General features: G+C 59.2%; 12 protein-coding genes and 1 pseudogene. 4 read left to right on the top strand and 9 right to left on the bottom strand.

The features are described from left to right. Positions 1-64: 64 nt before the first annotated feature. Genes WLY71_RS09975 through WLY71_RS09960 form a run of 4 tightly spaced genes read left to right on the top strand, consistent with a single transcriptional unit; the run spans position 65 to position 7,705 of the window. A complete protein-coding gene (locus tag WLY71_RS09975; RefSeq protein WP_347803422.1) occupies positions 65-715 on the top strand; it encodes a DUF1175 domain-containing protein in 651 nt (216 codons plus the stop codon). Beyond that, the gene (locus WLY71_RS09970; RefSeq protein WP_347803421.1) at positions 712-5,277 is read left to right on the top strand and encodes an alpha-2-macroglobulin family protein; all 4,566 of its coding nucleotides are present in this window, start codon (positions 712-714) and stop codon (positions 5,275-5,277) included. Before WLY71_RS09975 ends, WLY71_RS09970 begins: the two co-directional genes overlap by 4 nt. Position 5,278: 1 nt before the next feature. Beyond that, complete coding sequence (locus tag WLY71_RS09965) at positions 5,279-6,898, top strand: DUF2300 domain-containing protein (RefSeq protein ID WP_347803420.1); 1,620 nt, start codon at positions 5,279-5,281, stop codon at positions 6,896-6,898. 3 nt (positions 6,899-6,901) lie between these two features. Then, on the top strand, positions 6,902-7,705 hold the full coding sequence (locus WLY71_RS09960) for a YfaP family protein (protein WP_347803419.1): 804 nt from the start codon (positions 6,902-6,904) through the stop codon (positions 7,703-7,705). 63 nt (positions 7,706-7,768) lie between these two features. On the opposite strand, the gene WLY71_RS31710 is transcribed toward WLY71_RS09960, so the two are convergent. From WLY71_RS31710 to eutC, 9 genes and pseudogenes are all read right to left on the bottom strand, one after another. Continuing rightward, a complete protein-coding gene (locus WLY71_RS31710) occupies positions 7,769-8,389 on the bottom strand; it encodes a PDDEXK nuclease domain-containing protein (protein ID WP_489685666.1) in 621 nt (206 codons plus the stop codon). A gap of 30 nt (positions 8,390-8,419) precedes the next feature. Beyond that, a pseudogene (locus WLY71_RS31705) lies at positions 8,420-8,802 on the bottom strand (DUF1016 N-terminal domain-containing protein); the annotation flags it as partial. A 247-nt stretch (positions 8,803-9,049) separates the two neighbouring features. After that, entirely contained in the window at positions 9,050-9,301 is a 252-nt protein-coding gene (locus WLY71_RS09950; RefSeq protein WP_347803418.1) for a type II toxin-antitoxin system RelB/DinJ family antitoxin, read from the bottom strand. Positions 9,302-9,691: 390 nt separating this feature from the next. Next, entirely contained in the window at positions 9,692-10,444 is a 753-nt protein-coding gene (locus WLY71_RS09945) for a S24 family peptidase (RefSeq protein ID WP_347803417.1), read from the bottom strand. Positions 10,445-10,666: 222 nt separating this feature from the next. Beyond that, positions 10,667-11,194, bottom strand: a complete 528-nt coding sequence (ppa, locus tag WLY71_RS09940; RefSeq protein WP_028620880.1) for an inorganic diphosphatase — start codon at positions 11,192-11,194, stop codon at positions 10,667-10,669. Between the two features lie 113 nt (positions 11,195-11,307). Continuing rightward, the gene (locus tag WLY71_RS09935; protein ID WP_347803416.1) at positions 11,308-12,120 is read right to left on the bottom strand and encodes a M90 family metallopeptidase; all 813 of its coding nucleotides are present in this window, start codon (positions 12,118-12,120) and stop codon (positions 11,308-11,310) included. A gap of 6 nt (positions 12,121-12,126) precedes the next feature. Beyond that, complete coding sequence (locus WLY71_RS09930) at positions 12,127-12,783, bottom strand: DedA family protein (protein WP_347803415.1); 657 nt, start codon at positions 12,781-12,783, stop codon at positions 12,127-12,129. 233 nt (positions 12,784-13,016) lie between these two features. Continuing rightward, a complete protein-coding gene (locus tag WLY71_RS09925) occupies positions 13,017-13,478 on the bottom strand; it encodes a GNAT family N-acetyltransferase (protein WP_347803414.1) in 462 nt (153 codons plus the stop codon). A gap of 118 nt (positions 13,479-13,596) precedes the next feature. After that, positions 13,597-14,421 (bottom strand): ethanolamine ammonia-lyase subunit EutC, encoded by an 825-nt coding sequence (eutC, locus tag WLY71_RS09920; RefSeq protein WP_347803413.1) that lies wholly within the window; start codon positions 14,419-14,421, stop codon positions 13,597-13,599. Position 14,422 lies beyond the last annotated feature (1 nt).

The following is a 14,422-nucleotide window of genomic DNA, read 5'->3' as shown; positions in this document are numbered from 1 at the left end:
AGTACGCCCTGACCTTGCCGGAAGGCAGCGAACCCGACGGCCACTGGCAATGGCTGCCGCTGGAATGGAAAGCCCTGTGACAGCACTCATCCGAGGCCTCGGCCTGCTGGCGTTGCTGCTGGGGACCCGGGCATTTGCCACTGACGCGCCGCCGCTGGACGTGCAGCAATCCCAGGTATTCCGTGCCTGGTTCGTGCGCATCGCCCAGGAACAACTGACCCAAGGCCCAAGCCCGCGCTGGTATCAGCAGGACTGCGCGGGCCTGGTCCGTTTCGCCGCCAACGAAGCGCTGAAAGTTCATGACGATAAATGGCTGCGCAGCAATGGCCTGTCCAACCGTTACCTGCCGCCAGAGCTGCAACTGAGCGAGGCCCAGCGCGGCCTCGCCCAGCAATGGCAGCAGGGTGGTGGCAAGGTTGGGCCGTACGTCAACGCGATCAAACTGATTCAGTTCAACAGCCATTTGGTCGGCCGCGATTTAGCGCAAGCCCGGCCCGGCGACCTGATGTTTTTCGATCAGGGCGACGACCAGCACCTGATGATCTGGATGGGCCGCTACATCGCCTATCACACCGGCACCACCACCCCGACTGACAACGGCATGCGCTCCGCAAGCCTGCAGCAACTCATGACATGGAAGGACACCCGATGGATACCCGACGCAGCCAACCCCAACTTCATCGGCGTCTATCGACTGAACTTTCTCTCCCAATGATCGGTGCCCGCATGTTGCGTTTTCTGCCTCTGCTGTTGGTCTTAGTGCTGCCTTTTTCGGCGGTCCACGCCGAAGACACCGTCGAGCCGAGCGGCTATACGCCAGTGGCCGGTGAAAGCTTTTTCCTGCTGGCCGACAGCAGTTTTGCCAGCGACGAACAGGCGATGGTTCGCCTCGAAGCGCCGGGTCGCGACTACCGTCGGTTCCGCATGGAGCCTTACGGCGGCGCGGACATTCGCGTGTACCGCATCGACAAGCCACTGGATTTCCTCAAGCGCCAGAAGAACCTGCACCGCGTGGTCAGCGACGGCCAGTTCAAGGGCGAAGGCCTGTCGAACACCCTCGCGTACCTGTGGGACAACTGGTACCGCAAATCCCGTCGGGTGATGCAGCGGGCGTTCTCCTACGAATCGCGTAAACAAGTCACCGAGGAAGTGCCAGAGCTGAAGATGGGCACCGCGATGGCCGCGCCAACGCCCTATGACGCTCAACCTCAATTCGCGCTGATTCCGGGCTTGCCGGTGGTCAGTCAATTCCGTTATCCGCTGTGGCAAGCCAAACCGATCCAGCCACCGGAAGGCGTGAACCTGGCCGGATCTTCCAGTGAGTTCGTCAGTGTCGCACCGGGCAACGTGTACATCCCGTTGGGCAATCTGAAACCTGGTCTGTACCTGGTGGAAGCGCTGATCGGTAAGTACCGTGCGACCACCATGGTCTTCGTCTCCAACACCGTAGCCGTGAGCAAGATTGCCGGTGATGAATTGCTGGTGTGGGCCGCGCGCAAACACGAAGGCAGTTCGGTGCCGAAGGTGAATGTGCTGTGGACCGATGGCCTCGGCGTGATGAGCAGTGGCGCCACCGATGCCGATGGTTTGCTGCGTCTGAAACACGTCAGCCCGGAGCGTTCGTTCGTGATTGGCGAGGACGAAGAGGGCGGGGTGTTTGTCTCCGAGAACTTCTATTACGACAGCGAAATCTACGACACCAAACTCTATGCCTTCACCGACCGGCCGCTGTACCGGCCGGGGGATTGGGTGTCGCTGAAGATCGTCGGGCGCGAGTTCAAGAACGCCCGCGACTCTGTGCTGCCGACCGCTGCCGACGTCAACGTGACCGTGCTCGATGCCACTGGCACGGCGCTGCAATCGCTGGCGCTGAAACTCGATTCCAAGGCTGGCACTCAAGGCCGCTTTCAGTTGCCGGACAACGCGGTCGCGGGCGGTTATGAGCTGCGTTTCAGCTACAAGGATCAGACCTACAGCAGCGCCTTCCGTGTCGCCGAGTACATCAAGCCGCACTTCGAGATTTCCCTGAACCTGGCCAAGCAGGATTACCGCACCGGCGAACCCGTGAAGGGCAGCCTCGTGCTGCTGTACCCGGACGGCAAACCGGTGGCCAACGCCAAGTTGACCCTGAGCCTGCGGGCCCAACAACTGTCGATGGTCGACAACGAGCTGCAATACCTCGGGCAATTCCCGGTGGAGCTGACCAGCACCGAACTGACCACCGACTCCAAGGGCAACGCGACGCTGGATCTGCCAGCTGCCGAGAAGCCGAGCCGTTACATGCTCACCGTGTTTGCCAGCGACGGCGCGGCGTATCGGGTCAAGACCACCAAGGAAATCCTCATCGACCGCGGCGCGGCGAGTTTCAGCCTGCGCGCGCCTCAGCGCTTTAGCGCGGTGGGTGACAAGGTTGCGTTCAGTTATTTGAATGAAGGCGGCAGCGAGCAAAGCAAAGGGGTCACGCCGAGCAGTTATAGCTGGGTGCGCCTGGAAGACCAGACCACCGGCGAGGGCAAACTCGCCGCGAAAGACAAAGGCTTCACCTTGGCCTTCGACCGTCCGGGTACTTACAACCTGACGTTGAAGGATGACCATGGCCGCGTGGTGGGTGCCACCGGTCATTCGGTCACTGGCGACGGCGTCAAAGCCGTGCCGGGCACGGTGGAAATCGTCCTCGATAAACCCGAGTACAAGGCCGGCGACGAAGCCCTCGCATTGATCACGTTCCCTGAGCCGATCATCGACGCACTGCTGTCGCTGGAGCGCGACAAGGTTGAGGCCACAGCGCTGCTGTCCAAGGGCGGCGACTGGCTGAAGATGGAAAAACTCAGCGAGACCCAATACCGCGCACGGATCCTGGTAAAGGACAATTTTGCGCCGAACCTGACCTTCTCCGTGCTCTACACCAAGGGTGGTCAGTACAGCTTCCAGAACGCCGGCATCAAGGTGATCGCGCCGCAGATCGACGTGGCGATTGCCACCGACAAAGAGTCGTATCAGCCGGGCGATACCGTGTCGGTGGACTTGACCACGCAGTTCGCTGGCAAGCCTGTTCCAGCGCACCTGACGGTCAGCGTGGTGGACGAAATGGTCTACGCGCTGCAACCGGAAGTCGCGCCGACCATCGACCAGTTTTTCTACCACCCGCGTCGCAACAACGTGCGCACCAGCGCCAGTCTGTCGTTCATCAGCTACGACGTGGCATTGCCGGGCAGCCCAGGCGCGCCGGGCAAAGCCAATCGCAGCGAGCGAGGCGTGAAAGTGCTGGAGCGGCCGCGTCGTGAAGACGTCGACACTGCCGCGTGGCAGCCGGAATTGATCACCGACGCCAACGGCAAAACCCGTTTCACCTTCAAGATGCCGGACTCGCTGACCCGCTGGCGCATCACCGCCCGGGCCATCGCCGATGACGGTCAGGTCGGGCAGAAAAAGCAATTCGTACGCTCGGAAAAACCGCTGTACCTGAAGTGGAGCGGACCCACCAAGTTCCGCGCTGGCGACAAACCGGATCTCGGTGTGTTTGCTTTCAGCCAAGCGGAAAAACCGGCCAAGGCTGAGTTGGTGATTCATTTCGGCGGTACCGAACAACGCGTCCCCGTGACGCTGAATAGCGGCATCAACTACATCGCGCTGCCGGCGTTTGCGCTGGCCAGTGGCGAGTGGACAGCTGAGCTGGTGCAGGACGGCAAAGCGGCTGATGCGTTGACTGTGCGGCTGACCGCGACCGGCGAAGGTTGGCAGGTGACTCAGAGCCAAAGCCTGGACGTTGCCAGCGGTGATACGCCGCTGACTCTGCCGGCAGATGCCACGGATATTCGCCTGCGTTTGGACGACAGTCCGCAAGCGCTGTTCCGCTCGGCACTCGACGATTTGTTGAGTTATCCGTACGGCGGCGTCGAACAAACGGCCAGTCGTTTGCTGCCGCTGAGCATTGCGTATCCGACCTTGTCGTCGAATCCGCAGATCCGCGATCGCTTGCGCCTGATCATGCAGAACAGCCGTCTGCGCCTGGTGCAAATGGCCGGGCCTTCGGCGAGCTTCACCTGGTGGGGCATGGACGGTGAGCCGGATGCGTTCCTCACGGCTTACGCTTACTACGCCGACTGGCACGCCAGCAAAGCGCTGGAGTTGAGTCTGCCGCCGGAGCATTGGCAGCGGGTGCTGGAGGTCTATTCGAAACAGGCCAAAAACACGCCGCTGTTGCAGAGAGCGCTGATCCTGTCGTTCGCCAAACAGATGCAATTACCGGTGAACACTTTGCTCAGCGGTTTGATGGATGATCTGTCGAAAGCGGGCGAGGGCAATGCGGCGAACCTGATGGACGATGGCGAAGACAGCATCGTCATGAGCGATCCGGATTCGGCGCTGGGTGTGGCGGCCGCTCGTGCGCTGACGGCCTCTTTGGCGAAGCAATCGAAGGTGACTCTGCCGGACGCATTCAATCGTCAATTGCCAGACGCGCAACAACGATTGACGGTCAGTTCGCAGCCGTTTGCCGAAGCCTTGAACTTGTCGTTGCAAGCCTTCGATCAGGCTCACGCGCAAGCGTTGTTGCAACGACTGTTGCCGCAGCAATCGACGCTGGAACGTGCTTTGGCGCTGAGCTGGTTGCAACGCAGCATCGAGCAGGCCTCGCCCACCCTCTTACTGGCACCGGGTGAGGGCTGGAAGAAAGAACACGGTGATACCGGTGAGGTTTATTGGACGTGGCAGGGTGCTTCGCCAGTGCCGGCGGTGCTGTCGCTGACCGGTGCGCAAGAGCGTCCGCTGCGAGCGGCGTTGAGCTTCCAGACCAAACAACCGCTGGTTGATCCGATGGCCGTGACCATCACCCGTCGCCTGTCGCGTCTGGTGCCGGGCGATGAAGCCTTCACCTTCAAACTGGAAGCGGTCGGTACCAAGCCGTTGTCCAGCGACAGCCTGTATCTGGACGAAGTGATCATCACCAGCAAAGTCGCCAAACCGCTGCGCTACGGCATGCTCGAAGTGCCGCTGCCACCAGGTGCCGATGTCGAACGCACCACGTGGGGCATCAAGCTCATGGGCAAGGCCGGCACCGAACCGTCCGCTTTGGAGAAGGCGCGTTTCGAGCCGGGGCAAATGGCTTACGCGATTCCGGTGGATGCCTTGAGTGGCGAGTTGCGTCTGCGTCATTTGGTGCGCTTCTCGCAGAAAGGCCAGTTCAACCTGCCGCGGGTGCGTTTCACTCAGGTTTACGCGCCGCAGCATCAGGCTCAGGAACAGAAACCGGCCCTCGGCCAGGTCACGGTCAACTGACATGACCCGACCTCTGGTCTGGTGGCTGCTGTGCTTGATCCCTGCGCTGACGACAGCGCAGGAGGAGCCGCTGCGGCTGGCTTTTAAAGGTGAGTTGCTGTCGTTGAGCCGGACTCAGGTGATCGCGCGCGAGCCGTTGCCTACTGATGTGCAGACTCCGCTGGGCAGTGTGTGGAAGTTGTTTGTGTACGGCTGGCTGTTGGATACCAATGCCCATGAGCCGGCTTACGAATGTCGCGGTCAGTCGAAAGAGGAGGTTTACTGCTGCACGGCGGGCGGCAAGATTGAGCGCGATCAGGCCTTGGTGCAGTCGTGCGGTTTGTACTTTGAACCGCAGCGGCTGGGCATTGATGGCGCTGACTGGCGCGCGTATTGGCAGGCGCGGCAGGCACCGGAGTGGTTGCTGGACTTGGCTTCGTTGCAGCCTTCCACGCGCGTTTCAGTGACTGAGTTGCTGCGAATGCTGGCCGTGATGCCGGCGCAGGATCAAGCGCGGCGGGTGTTGCTGGATGTGGTGTTGAATGCGGCTGACGGCAATGTCGTGGGCGAACTCGGTGGCCGGTTGCGGGTGAAAACCTGGAGCTGGTTGGGGGATCAGGACCCTTCGTCGCGTCAGGGTGGTTTTGCCGGGTGGACGGTGGATGGCACGCCGGTTTGGGCTGGCGGGCGTGGGACCAGTCAAATGGTCTTGCGTAACTACGGTGGGGCGTTGGCTTCGGTGTTGCCGGTGGATTGGCCTTTGGATGCGGGACGCTGTGTCGAGGTGGGGCTGTTTTCACGCTATCCCATCGGGCGCGTTGTGGCGGGGGATCGTGTTGTTGAGTCCGGGCCCTTGCAGGGCGACTACCGCGTCGAATTCACCAACGGCAACCAACTCGATATCCATAGCGACGGCGAACTGTTTTTGGTGAAAGACAAACTGATCGCCCGTCTGGACCGCGAAGAATACGTCGCCCGCGTCCTCCAGCGCGAAGCCAGACCCGAACCCGCCGAAGCCGCCAAAGCTTTGGCCATCGCCATCCGCACGTACCTGCTGCAAAACGCTACACGCAACGGCGACTGCCTGAGCATCGACGACAGCAGCAGCCGGCAACGTGTCGCCCCACGTCCAGCCACCGCCGAATCACGCAACATCGCCGCCTGGACCAGCGACCTGGTCCTCGCCGGCAGCACTGTCACCTACCACTCCGACGAGCCCGGCCCGGACAAACTCTCCTGGCAGCAAGCCGTCGAACAAGCCAACGCCGGCCAACGCTACGACGCCATCCTGCTCCACGCCTATCCCCGCGCCAGCCTCAGCCGCTGGGACAATCCAGTCGCTTCCTGCGAAGCGCTCCCCGCCGCGCAAGACTGGCTGCTGAACCAACGCCGAGGCTGGCGTCCTCGGTTGGAAAGCGAGGTTGGCTACAACGAAGTCAGCACCTTCGCCGTCTGCCACCTGGCCTTCGGCCGCCCCTATGTCGACCGCGAACGCCAGCGCCTCTACGTGCGCGGCGTGTTGTCGCTGCAAGACCGCCTCGACCTGACCCACGAATACCTGCACCTGGCCTTCGAAGCACACCCCAACGGCCAGGATGAAACCTACGTCGAAGGGCTCGCCCGCCACCTCTTGCTGGAATAGGCCATGAAACTCCGTTATCCACAGGTCTTCCTGTTCCTCTGCTCCTTTTGCGTATGGCCGACGACGTTCGCCGCCGAACTCGATACACCCGTTGGCGGCTGGCGCACTGGCGCGCCTGAAGGCGAAGGCGAAAACTTTCGCCAGATCGTTAACTACCCGGCCTCCTCGGTGAACACCCCGGTGGGGCAGGCCAACACTGCACGCATCACCGGTCAGATCAACGCGACGCCCAAGTCTGGTGAGCCGGGCCGGTTGATCGTCAACGGCGTCAGCATGCCACTGAAGATTGACCCCGCTGGTCGCTTTGATCGCCCGTTCTCGTTTCCCAACGGCAGCAACAGCGTCGAAGTCCGTAGTCCCGATGGGCAGCAACGGCATCGCACGCAGTTCCTGAACGCCAGCGGCGGGGCCACTCCAGCCAAGTTGCGGGTGCTACTGGCTTGGGACAGTGATGGCACCGACCTCGACTTGCACCTCATCACACCCGACGGCGCCCACATCTGGTACGGCGACCGCGTTGTTCCCAATGGTGCTGCGCTCGATGTTGACGTGACGACAGGATACGGCCCGGAAATCTTCGCCATGCCGGCGCCGATCAAGGGACAGTATTTGGTGTATGTGAACTACTTTGGGGGTGGGTATCGGAGTGATGATGAGGGGCAGGATGAGGCGGTTCAGCCGCTGACGACGGCGCAGGTGACGGTGATTACGGAGGAAGGGACGCCGAACGAGAAAATGGAGACGTTCCTGGTGCCGATGCGGGCGGTGGGGGAGTTGACGTTGGTTAAGGGGTTTAGTTATCCGTGAGCGTGAAATAAAGCGACCGCAGCGTTTTTACGTAGCTGCAGTCCCCGATCCTTGGTTGTCCGATTATTGCGATTCGTCCTCCATGAAGGCGTCATCACTGGCCAGCTCGCGCTCAATCTGTTCGATGCTGGGCAGGCTGGTTTGAAGCTCTGCCGGCAAGGATTCCACCAACTGGTACTCGGCCACGCCGATAGGGCGCGCGTTATCTCGCAGCGCATATTCGGCCACTACCTTGTTCTTGCTCTTGCATAGTAGAAGGCCGATGGTCGGGCCGTCCTGCGGATGTTTGAGTTGCGCATCCACTGCAGTGAGGTAAAAACTCAGTTGCCCCAAATGCTCAGGTTTGAACTTGCCAGCCTTGAGTTCGATCACCACGTAGCAGCGTAGCTTGAGGTGATAAAACAGCAGATCGATGAAGAACTCGTCACCGCCTACATCCAACAGTACTTGCTGGCCGACGAAAGCAAAGCCGGCGCCCAGTTCCAGTAAGAAGTCGGTGACATGCTTAACCAGAGCGTTTTCGATCTCGCGCTCCTGAGCATCAAGGGTCAAGCCGAGGAAGTCGAAACGGTAGGGATCTTTCAGTGATTCGCGGGCAAGGTCGGATTGCGGTTTGGGCAACTGGCTATCGAAGTTGCTGACGGCCTTGCCGCTGCGCTCCAGCAGACGGGTCTCGATCTGCATTACCAAGATGTTGCGCGACCAGTTGTGCTCGATGGCCTGGGCGGCATACCAGCGGCGGGTTTCAGGACTGGACAATTTGTCCAGAAGCGCTCTCTGGTGATACCACGGCAATTGTGCAAGCACCTCTTGCACAAATTCCCGTCCGGCCACGCGCCAGCAAAAGCGCGCATGTATTTGAGGTTGCGTGGGGAAAACCCTTTCATATCCGGAAAAGCCGCGCGTAAATCCTGAGCCAAGCGGTCGATGACCTTAGTCCCCCAACCCTGCTGTGTTTGGCGGGTCAAAATATCCTGACCGATCTGCCAGTACAGCAGCACCAGCTCGCGGTTCACCGCCAGAGTGGCGCGCTGCTGGGCATTATGGATGCGGCTTTTAAGATCGATCAGCCAATCGCCGTAGCCGTCGGGGGGCATGCTCAGGCTAGCGGGGGTGTCGCTCATGCTTTTATCCCTTATGGTTTTTCGGTGGAGCGCGAAGATTAGTCAGCGCATTTATCGTGCGCAAGCAGGTTGGGCTTTCAAGGATATTTCCTTCAGAAGAAAGGGACGTTGCTTACTTTTAGGCTTCTGTTGCCGAATGCAAGAATAGGTCAGCATTGATGATTGATTTGATCCTGCGCATCTTTCGCTTGGCTTGTTTCACTCTTTCAAAGGGGGATGATCAAATTCGAGGGTATAGGTCATCCAGGCTTACCTTGACTCGCTGAGGGGCGGCAAGACGTTCGGTGACCACGGCGATAAGGGCTTCATCCTCTTCGCTGATTAGTGCTGCTTTGAAAGGCAGTTTCCCGCGTTCGGCGACGTACTGAAGAGTTTGGCGCAGGAGTTCGTAAGGCGTTACCTCGAGCTTTTCCAGCTCAGCAAATGAACGCTGCTTCAGATCATCGTCGATGCGGATGTTGAGGGAAGCCATGGTGAAATACCTGTAATGACGTTTGTCGTTACGGTGGCAATTGCGGCGCTGGCCCGACAACCCCTCGTTCAGAGTTTCAGATGACAGGCATGCTTTCTTTCAGACATTAAAAAGCCGGCTTGTGGCCGGCTTCTCGGGGACTGGCTTGGATCATTTTTGGTAAACCGCGCCAGCCTTCAAAACGTACACCCGGATCTTGCGTCCGGCTGTGGGACTTGGCGAGAAAATCATCTGCCTTGTCGGTGCGATCTGAGCCGCGAGGCGGGTCGATGCGCAAATGTGGGGCGCAGCATACTGATTTTTTTGCAGAATTCCCAGCGTGGTGTGCGGGGTAGAGCTATCCCGTGCCTTGTAGCAGCAGGCTTCGCCAGCTGCTACAAAGTTATGTGTTTACAGAAAAGGTATGGGTGGCCTGCGTTTATTCAGGGTCGACCACCAGAACACCCATCCCAGCACCCTTATTTGTTGTTCTTCGATTTGCGGAGGTCTGAAGACTTCATCCGGGTATTCGGAGCTGTTGTGGCTGCGCATGCGTATTGCATTGCCTGGTACCCGGCTCAGGTATTTGATGCGCAACATGCCGTCGTGCTCGATTGCGTAAATCTCTCCGTCGACAATTTGCGTGAGCCCGCGGTCGATGGCGACGATGGAGCCATCTTCAATTTTTTCGGCCATGCTGTTGCCAACCATGCGGGCGCAGATGGCATCGGCGTGGTTGATTTCCAGGGAGTCAAGATCGCTGCGCGGCAGGCGGATCGATTCGCTGGGGTCTTTGATGACATGGGTTTTGTCGGAGCCGGGGGCGGTGGCCGCTTCTTTGTAAAAGGGTAGTTCGATATCGACTGGGTCGATGACTCGATAGGTGCCCCGGATTGACTGGGCGTCGAGGGTGTTGCCGGATGCGTCGATCAGATGCAATGCCCTGGCGTCTTGCGGTCCATCACCGGTTTTCAGCCATTCAGTGTTCACGGACAGTCTTCTGGCGACATCTTCCATGCGGTAGTCAGGAACTCCGCGGGTATACCAGTTATGGACAGTTTGAGGGTCGGAAATACCCAGGAATTCGGCAAATCTCGTTGTCGTGATTTGTAGCTCTTTCAGGAGCATTCTGAATCGTGGGCCGCAGGTTTTGTTCTTTTTCATAAACACGAGTCTAGCCTTGCGGCATAAGGCTTTGATTCAACAAAACGTTCAAATCTGGCGTGAAATTTAAGTCCTGATGTAAGACGTCTTTTGTAAAAATTAAACAAGAAAAACCGGCTTGCCCGCCAGTTAAATGTGCTGTTGAACATGATATTCAAACGCCCACAAAAAACCCCGGATCAACCGGGGTTCTTCGTTATAGCCGTTCGTGAGAAGCGGCTATCAGCCTTTATAGGCAGCAACCGACTTCATGATCTCGGTGCGAGCGGCTTCTGCGTCGCCCCAACCTTCGATCTTCACCCATTTGCCTTTTTCGAGGTCTTTGTAGTTCTCGAAGAAGTGCTTGATCTGTTCCAGCAGCAGAGGTGGCAGATCGGTGTATTCCTTCACGTCGACGTACAGCTGGGACAGCTTGTCGTGTGGGACTGCGATGACTTTGGCATCGCCGCCGCCGTCGTCGGTCATGTGCAGGATGCCGACCGGACGGGCGCGGATGACCGAACCTGGAGCCACCGGGTAAGGGGTCACGACCAGCACGTCGAGGGGGTCACCGTCGTCAGCCAGGGTGTTCGGGATGAAACCGTAGTTGGCCGGGTAGAACATCGGGGTGGCCATGAAACGGTCAACGAACAGGCAATCGCTGTCTTTGTCGATTTCGTATTTGATCGGGGCGTGGTTGGCCGGAATCTCGATCGCGACGTAGATGTCGTTCGGCAGGTCTTTGCCAGCCGGAATCTTGCTGTAGCTCATTGGGCGGTGCCCCCGTTAGTTGACCAAAAACACTTGGCCGGATTGACCAAAAAGTGGCGGCGATTATAGGCATATTCCGCCGCCGATGCCACGATCCAAGGGTCGTAGAGACCTTAGTCGCGTGCCTGATAGACCGGGTCTTCGGCCAGAAGTTGCCGCAGCCGGTCCAGAGGGTCCTGACGATAAAACAGCTTCAACTGTTCATAGACCTGAGGATACGCCTCGTGCAGCAAATCCGGGGCGCTAAAGAAGTATTCGCTGGTGACCGCGAAGAACTCGGCGGGGTTTTCCGCAGCGTACGGGTCGATGGCGGTGTCAGCGTCGGGATTGCGGTCCAGTTGCCGATCAAGGTCGTCGTAGGCCTCTTGCATGACCTTGGCCCAGTCGCTGACCCGCATGTCGGCGTGCAGTGGCGGCAGGCCGTTGGCGTCGCCGTTGAGCATGTCGAGCTTATGCGCGAGTTCGTGGATCACCAGGTTGTAGCCTTCCCAGCCACCACTGGCCATCACGCCGGGCCACGCGAGGATGATCGGGCCTTGCTGCCAGGCTTCGCCGCTGTGTTCGCCATCCCATTCGTGCTCGACACCGCTGGCGTCGCGATGGCGCTGGGGGCTGAGAAAGTCGTCGGGATAGAGGACGATTTCGTGGAAACCCTGATACCAGTTCAGATCGCCCAGATGTAGCAACGGCAATTGCGCCTGGGCGGCAAGCAGCAGGCGCTGCTCCTGGTGGAGTTCGACACCGGGCAGGGCGGTCAGGTGTTTGTCCTGGAGGAACAGCACGCTGGCTTCACGCAGCCACCGGTCTTCAGCGGCGCTGAGGCCATCGAGAAAACTCAAGTGATGACGCACCCGCTGCCACATGTCGTCGGCAATCGGGTGTTTGGCCAAGGTGCGCCGGCGTCGCCAGGCGCTCAGGGACCACATGGTGAATCAGCGCGATTGAGGTTTGGACGCGGCGTTGCCGAAGCGGCTGCGGATGATGCCGATGATCATCGGTACCAACGACAGCAGGATGATGCCCACCACCAGCAGCGACAGGTTTTGCTTGATGAACGGTACGTTGCCGAAGAAATAACCGAGGGTCACCAGGCCACCGACCCACAGGATGGTGCCGAGGACGCTGAAGGCGAAAAATCGCGGATATGGCATTTTGGCCACGCCGGCGACAAACGGTGCAAAGGTGCGGATGATGGGCAGGAAGCGCGCCAGGGTCACGGTTTTGCCGCCGTGTTTGTCGTAGAAGTCGTGGGTTTGCTGCAGGTAGTCTCGGCGGAAGATTTTCGAATTCGGGTTGCTGAACAAACGCTCACCCGCCGTTCGTCCGATCACATAGTTGGTGCTGTCGCCAAGGATCGCCGCCAGCATCAGCAGGCCGCCCAGCAGCACCGGGTCCATGCCGCCACCGGCCGCAACGGCACCCGCGATGAACAGCAGGGAGTCGCCCGGCAGGAACGGCATGACCACCAGACCGGTTTCGCAGAAGATCACCAGGAACAGAATGGCGTAAATCCATGGCCCGTAGTTGTTTACCAGCAAATCGAGGTAAACATCGAGATGCAGGATAAGGTCGAGCGGGTTGAAATCCATGGAGAGCACCTGAGGTGACGGCCCGACTCGGCAGGCCTGTGCGGATGACTTCGCGAAAGGCTACAGACGGGTGTAGTTTTTCTTACAAGCCGGAAAGGTCGGCATTATACGGGCTGAGAGGTGAAAAGCGCGTTGAGTTTGTAGCGGGGGATGTCTATGGATCCATACCGGTTGGAGTTGCAATCGATTCCTGTGGGAGCGAGCAAGCTCGCTCCCACAATGTTCGATGCGGATCAGAGTTCGTCGCTGATCGGCAACACGTAGTTCTTGAACTCGGTGTCTTCCTTGAATCCGATGGATTCGTAGGTTTTCTGCGCGACTTCGTTGTTGCTGCTGGTGGAAACGCGCATGCGCACAGCATTGGTTTCCTTGGCCATTTTCTTCGCGGTGCGGATGAGGTTGTCGGCCACCAACTGGCGGCGAGCCTCTTCGGCGACGTAGATGTCGTTGAGGATCCACACGCGCTTCAGCGAAAGGGACGAAAAGCTCGGATACAACTGACAGAAACCCATCAGTTTGTTGCTGTTGTCATCGGCCAGGGCCAGGTAGATCACCGACTCTTTGCGACGCAGGCGCTTTTCAAGGAACGCCCGGGACGAGTCCGGATAAGCCAGGGAGCCATAAAACTCGCGATATTTGACGAACAACGGGGTCAACAGGTCCAGGTGTTCGAGGGTCGCTTGAATAATCCGCATGGTAGGTCTCGTCTTCAAGTGGCTGTCTTCACGTACTGTGACGGCGAACGGTTCTCACTCGGGCAGCCGTGTTTCGATCCTGCCTGAAACTGAATCAGAAACGCAATGCGGAAACGGTTCAGGCATCCGGCAGACTCAGTAGGAAATTACCTTTCATGTCTGCTCCAGCGTCCGACTCCAGTGTCAGAACCTGGGCTTCGTCCTTCAGATTGACCCCTGACAACTGCCGCCGGCAGGCTTCGCGCATCAAATACAGCAAACGGTGTGCCGCCATGCCGTAACTCAGACCTTCGAGTCGGACGTTGGAGATGCAGTTGCGATAGGCATCCGTCAGCCCGACCTTTGGATTGTAGGTGAAATACAACCCCAGGCTGTCCGGGGAACTGAGGCCAGGGCGTTCGCCGATCAGGATTACCACCATTTTCGCACCCAGCAGTTCGCCGATCTCGTCGGCGACGGCGACCCGACCCTGTTCCACCAGAATGACCGGTGAGACGGACCAGCCGTCACTCACAATCTGATCTTCCATCCGCGCCAGAAACGGCAGGGTATGGCGATGAACGGCCAGCGCCGACAACCCATCGGCAACGACAATTGCCAGATCGACACCGCCGGGATTGGCCATTGCGTAATCGCGCAGTGCCTGCGCCGACTCACCACTCAACTTTCGCCCCAAATCGGGGCGTTGCAAATAACTGTTCCGATCCGTAGCGGCGCTGTGTAGCAGCAAACTGGCACGCCCGCGTTCAGCCAGTTGTGAGCTGAGCCCCGCATGGTCGAACGGCAAGTGCACCGCATCCCGCGCCTGAGCGTGGGCGTACTGGAAGTCTAGCTGCGCGCTGGTCGGCATGCTGGTGCCCGTACGACCAAGGGCAATCCGTGCCGGTGTCAGGCGGCGCAGTTCCAGTAACGGGTTCTCTGGGTCAGCAGGTGGTTTGTCCATT

Origin of the sequence: Pseudomonas rossensis (assembly GCF_039888995.1) — a bacterium.
Classification (GTDB): domain Bacteria; phylum Pseudomonadota; class Gammaproteobacteria; order Pseudomonadales; family Pseudomonadaceae; genus Aquipseudomonas; species Aquipseudomonas rossensis.
This window is presented reverse-complemented; position numbering and strand designations above follow the sequence as displayed.

Bases quoted from the DNA above. Each gene is read 5' to 3' on its own strand.
- WLY71_RS09975 (WP_347803422.1), top strand. From the start codon at position 65: ATGGAAAGCCCTGTGACAGCACTCATCCGAGGCCTCGGCCTGCTGGCG.
- WLY71_RS09970 (WP_347803421.1), top strand. From the start codon at position 712: ATGATCGGTGCCCGCATGTTGCGTTTTCTGCCTCTGCTGTTGGTCTTA.
- WLY71_RS09965 (WP_347803420.1), top strand. From the start codon at position 5,279: ATGACCCGACCTCTGGTCTGGTGGCTGCTGTGCTTGATCCCTGCGCTG.
- WLY71_RS09960 (WP_347803419.1), top strand. From the start codon at position 6,902: ATGAAACTCCGTTATCCACAGGTCTTCCTGTTCCTCTGCTCCTTTTGC.
- WLY71_RS31710 (WP_489685666.1), bottom strand. From the start codon at position 8,389: ATGCAGATCGAGACCCGTCTGCTGGAGCGCAGCGGCAAGGCCGTCAGC.
- WLY71_RS09950 (WP_347803418.1), bottom strand. From the start codon at position 9,301: ATGGCTTCCCTCAACATCCGCATCGACGATGATCTGAAGCAGCGTTCA.
- WLY71_RS09945 (WP_347803417.1), bottom strand. From the start codon at position 10,444: ATGAAAAAGAACAAAACCTGCGGCCCACGATTCAGAATGCTCCTGAAA.
- ppa (WP_028620880.1), bottom strand. From the start codon at position 11,194: ATGAGCTACAGCAAGATTCCGGCTGGCAAAGACCTGCCGAACGACATC.
- WLY71_RS09935 (WP_347803416.1), bottom strand. From the start codon at position 12,120: ATGTGGTCCCTGAGCGCCTGGCGACGCCGGCGCACCTTGGCCAAACAC.
- WLY71_RS09930 (WP_347803415.1), bottom strand. From the start codon at position 12,783: ATGGATTTCAACCCGCTCGACCTTATCCTGCATCTCGATGTTTACCTC.
- WLY71_RS09925 (WP_347803414.1), bottom strand. From the start codon at position 13,478: ATGCGGATTATTCAAGCGACCCTCGAACACCTGGACCTGTTGACCCCG.
- eutC (WP_347803413.1), bottom strand. From the start codon at position 14,421: ATGGACAAACCACCTGCTGACCCAGAGAACCCGTTACTGGAACTGCGC.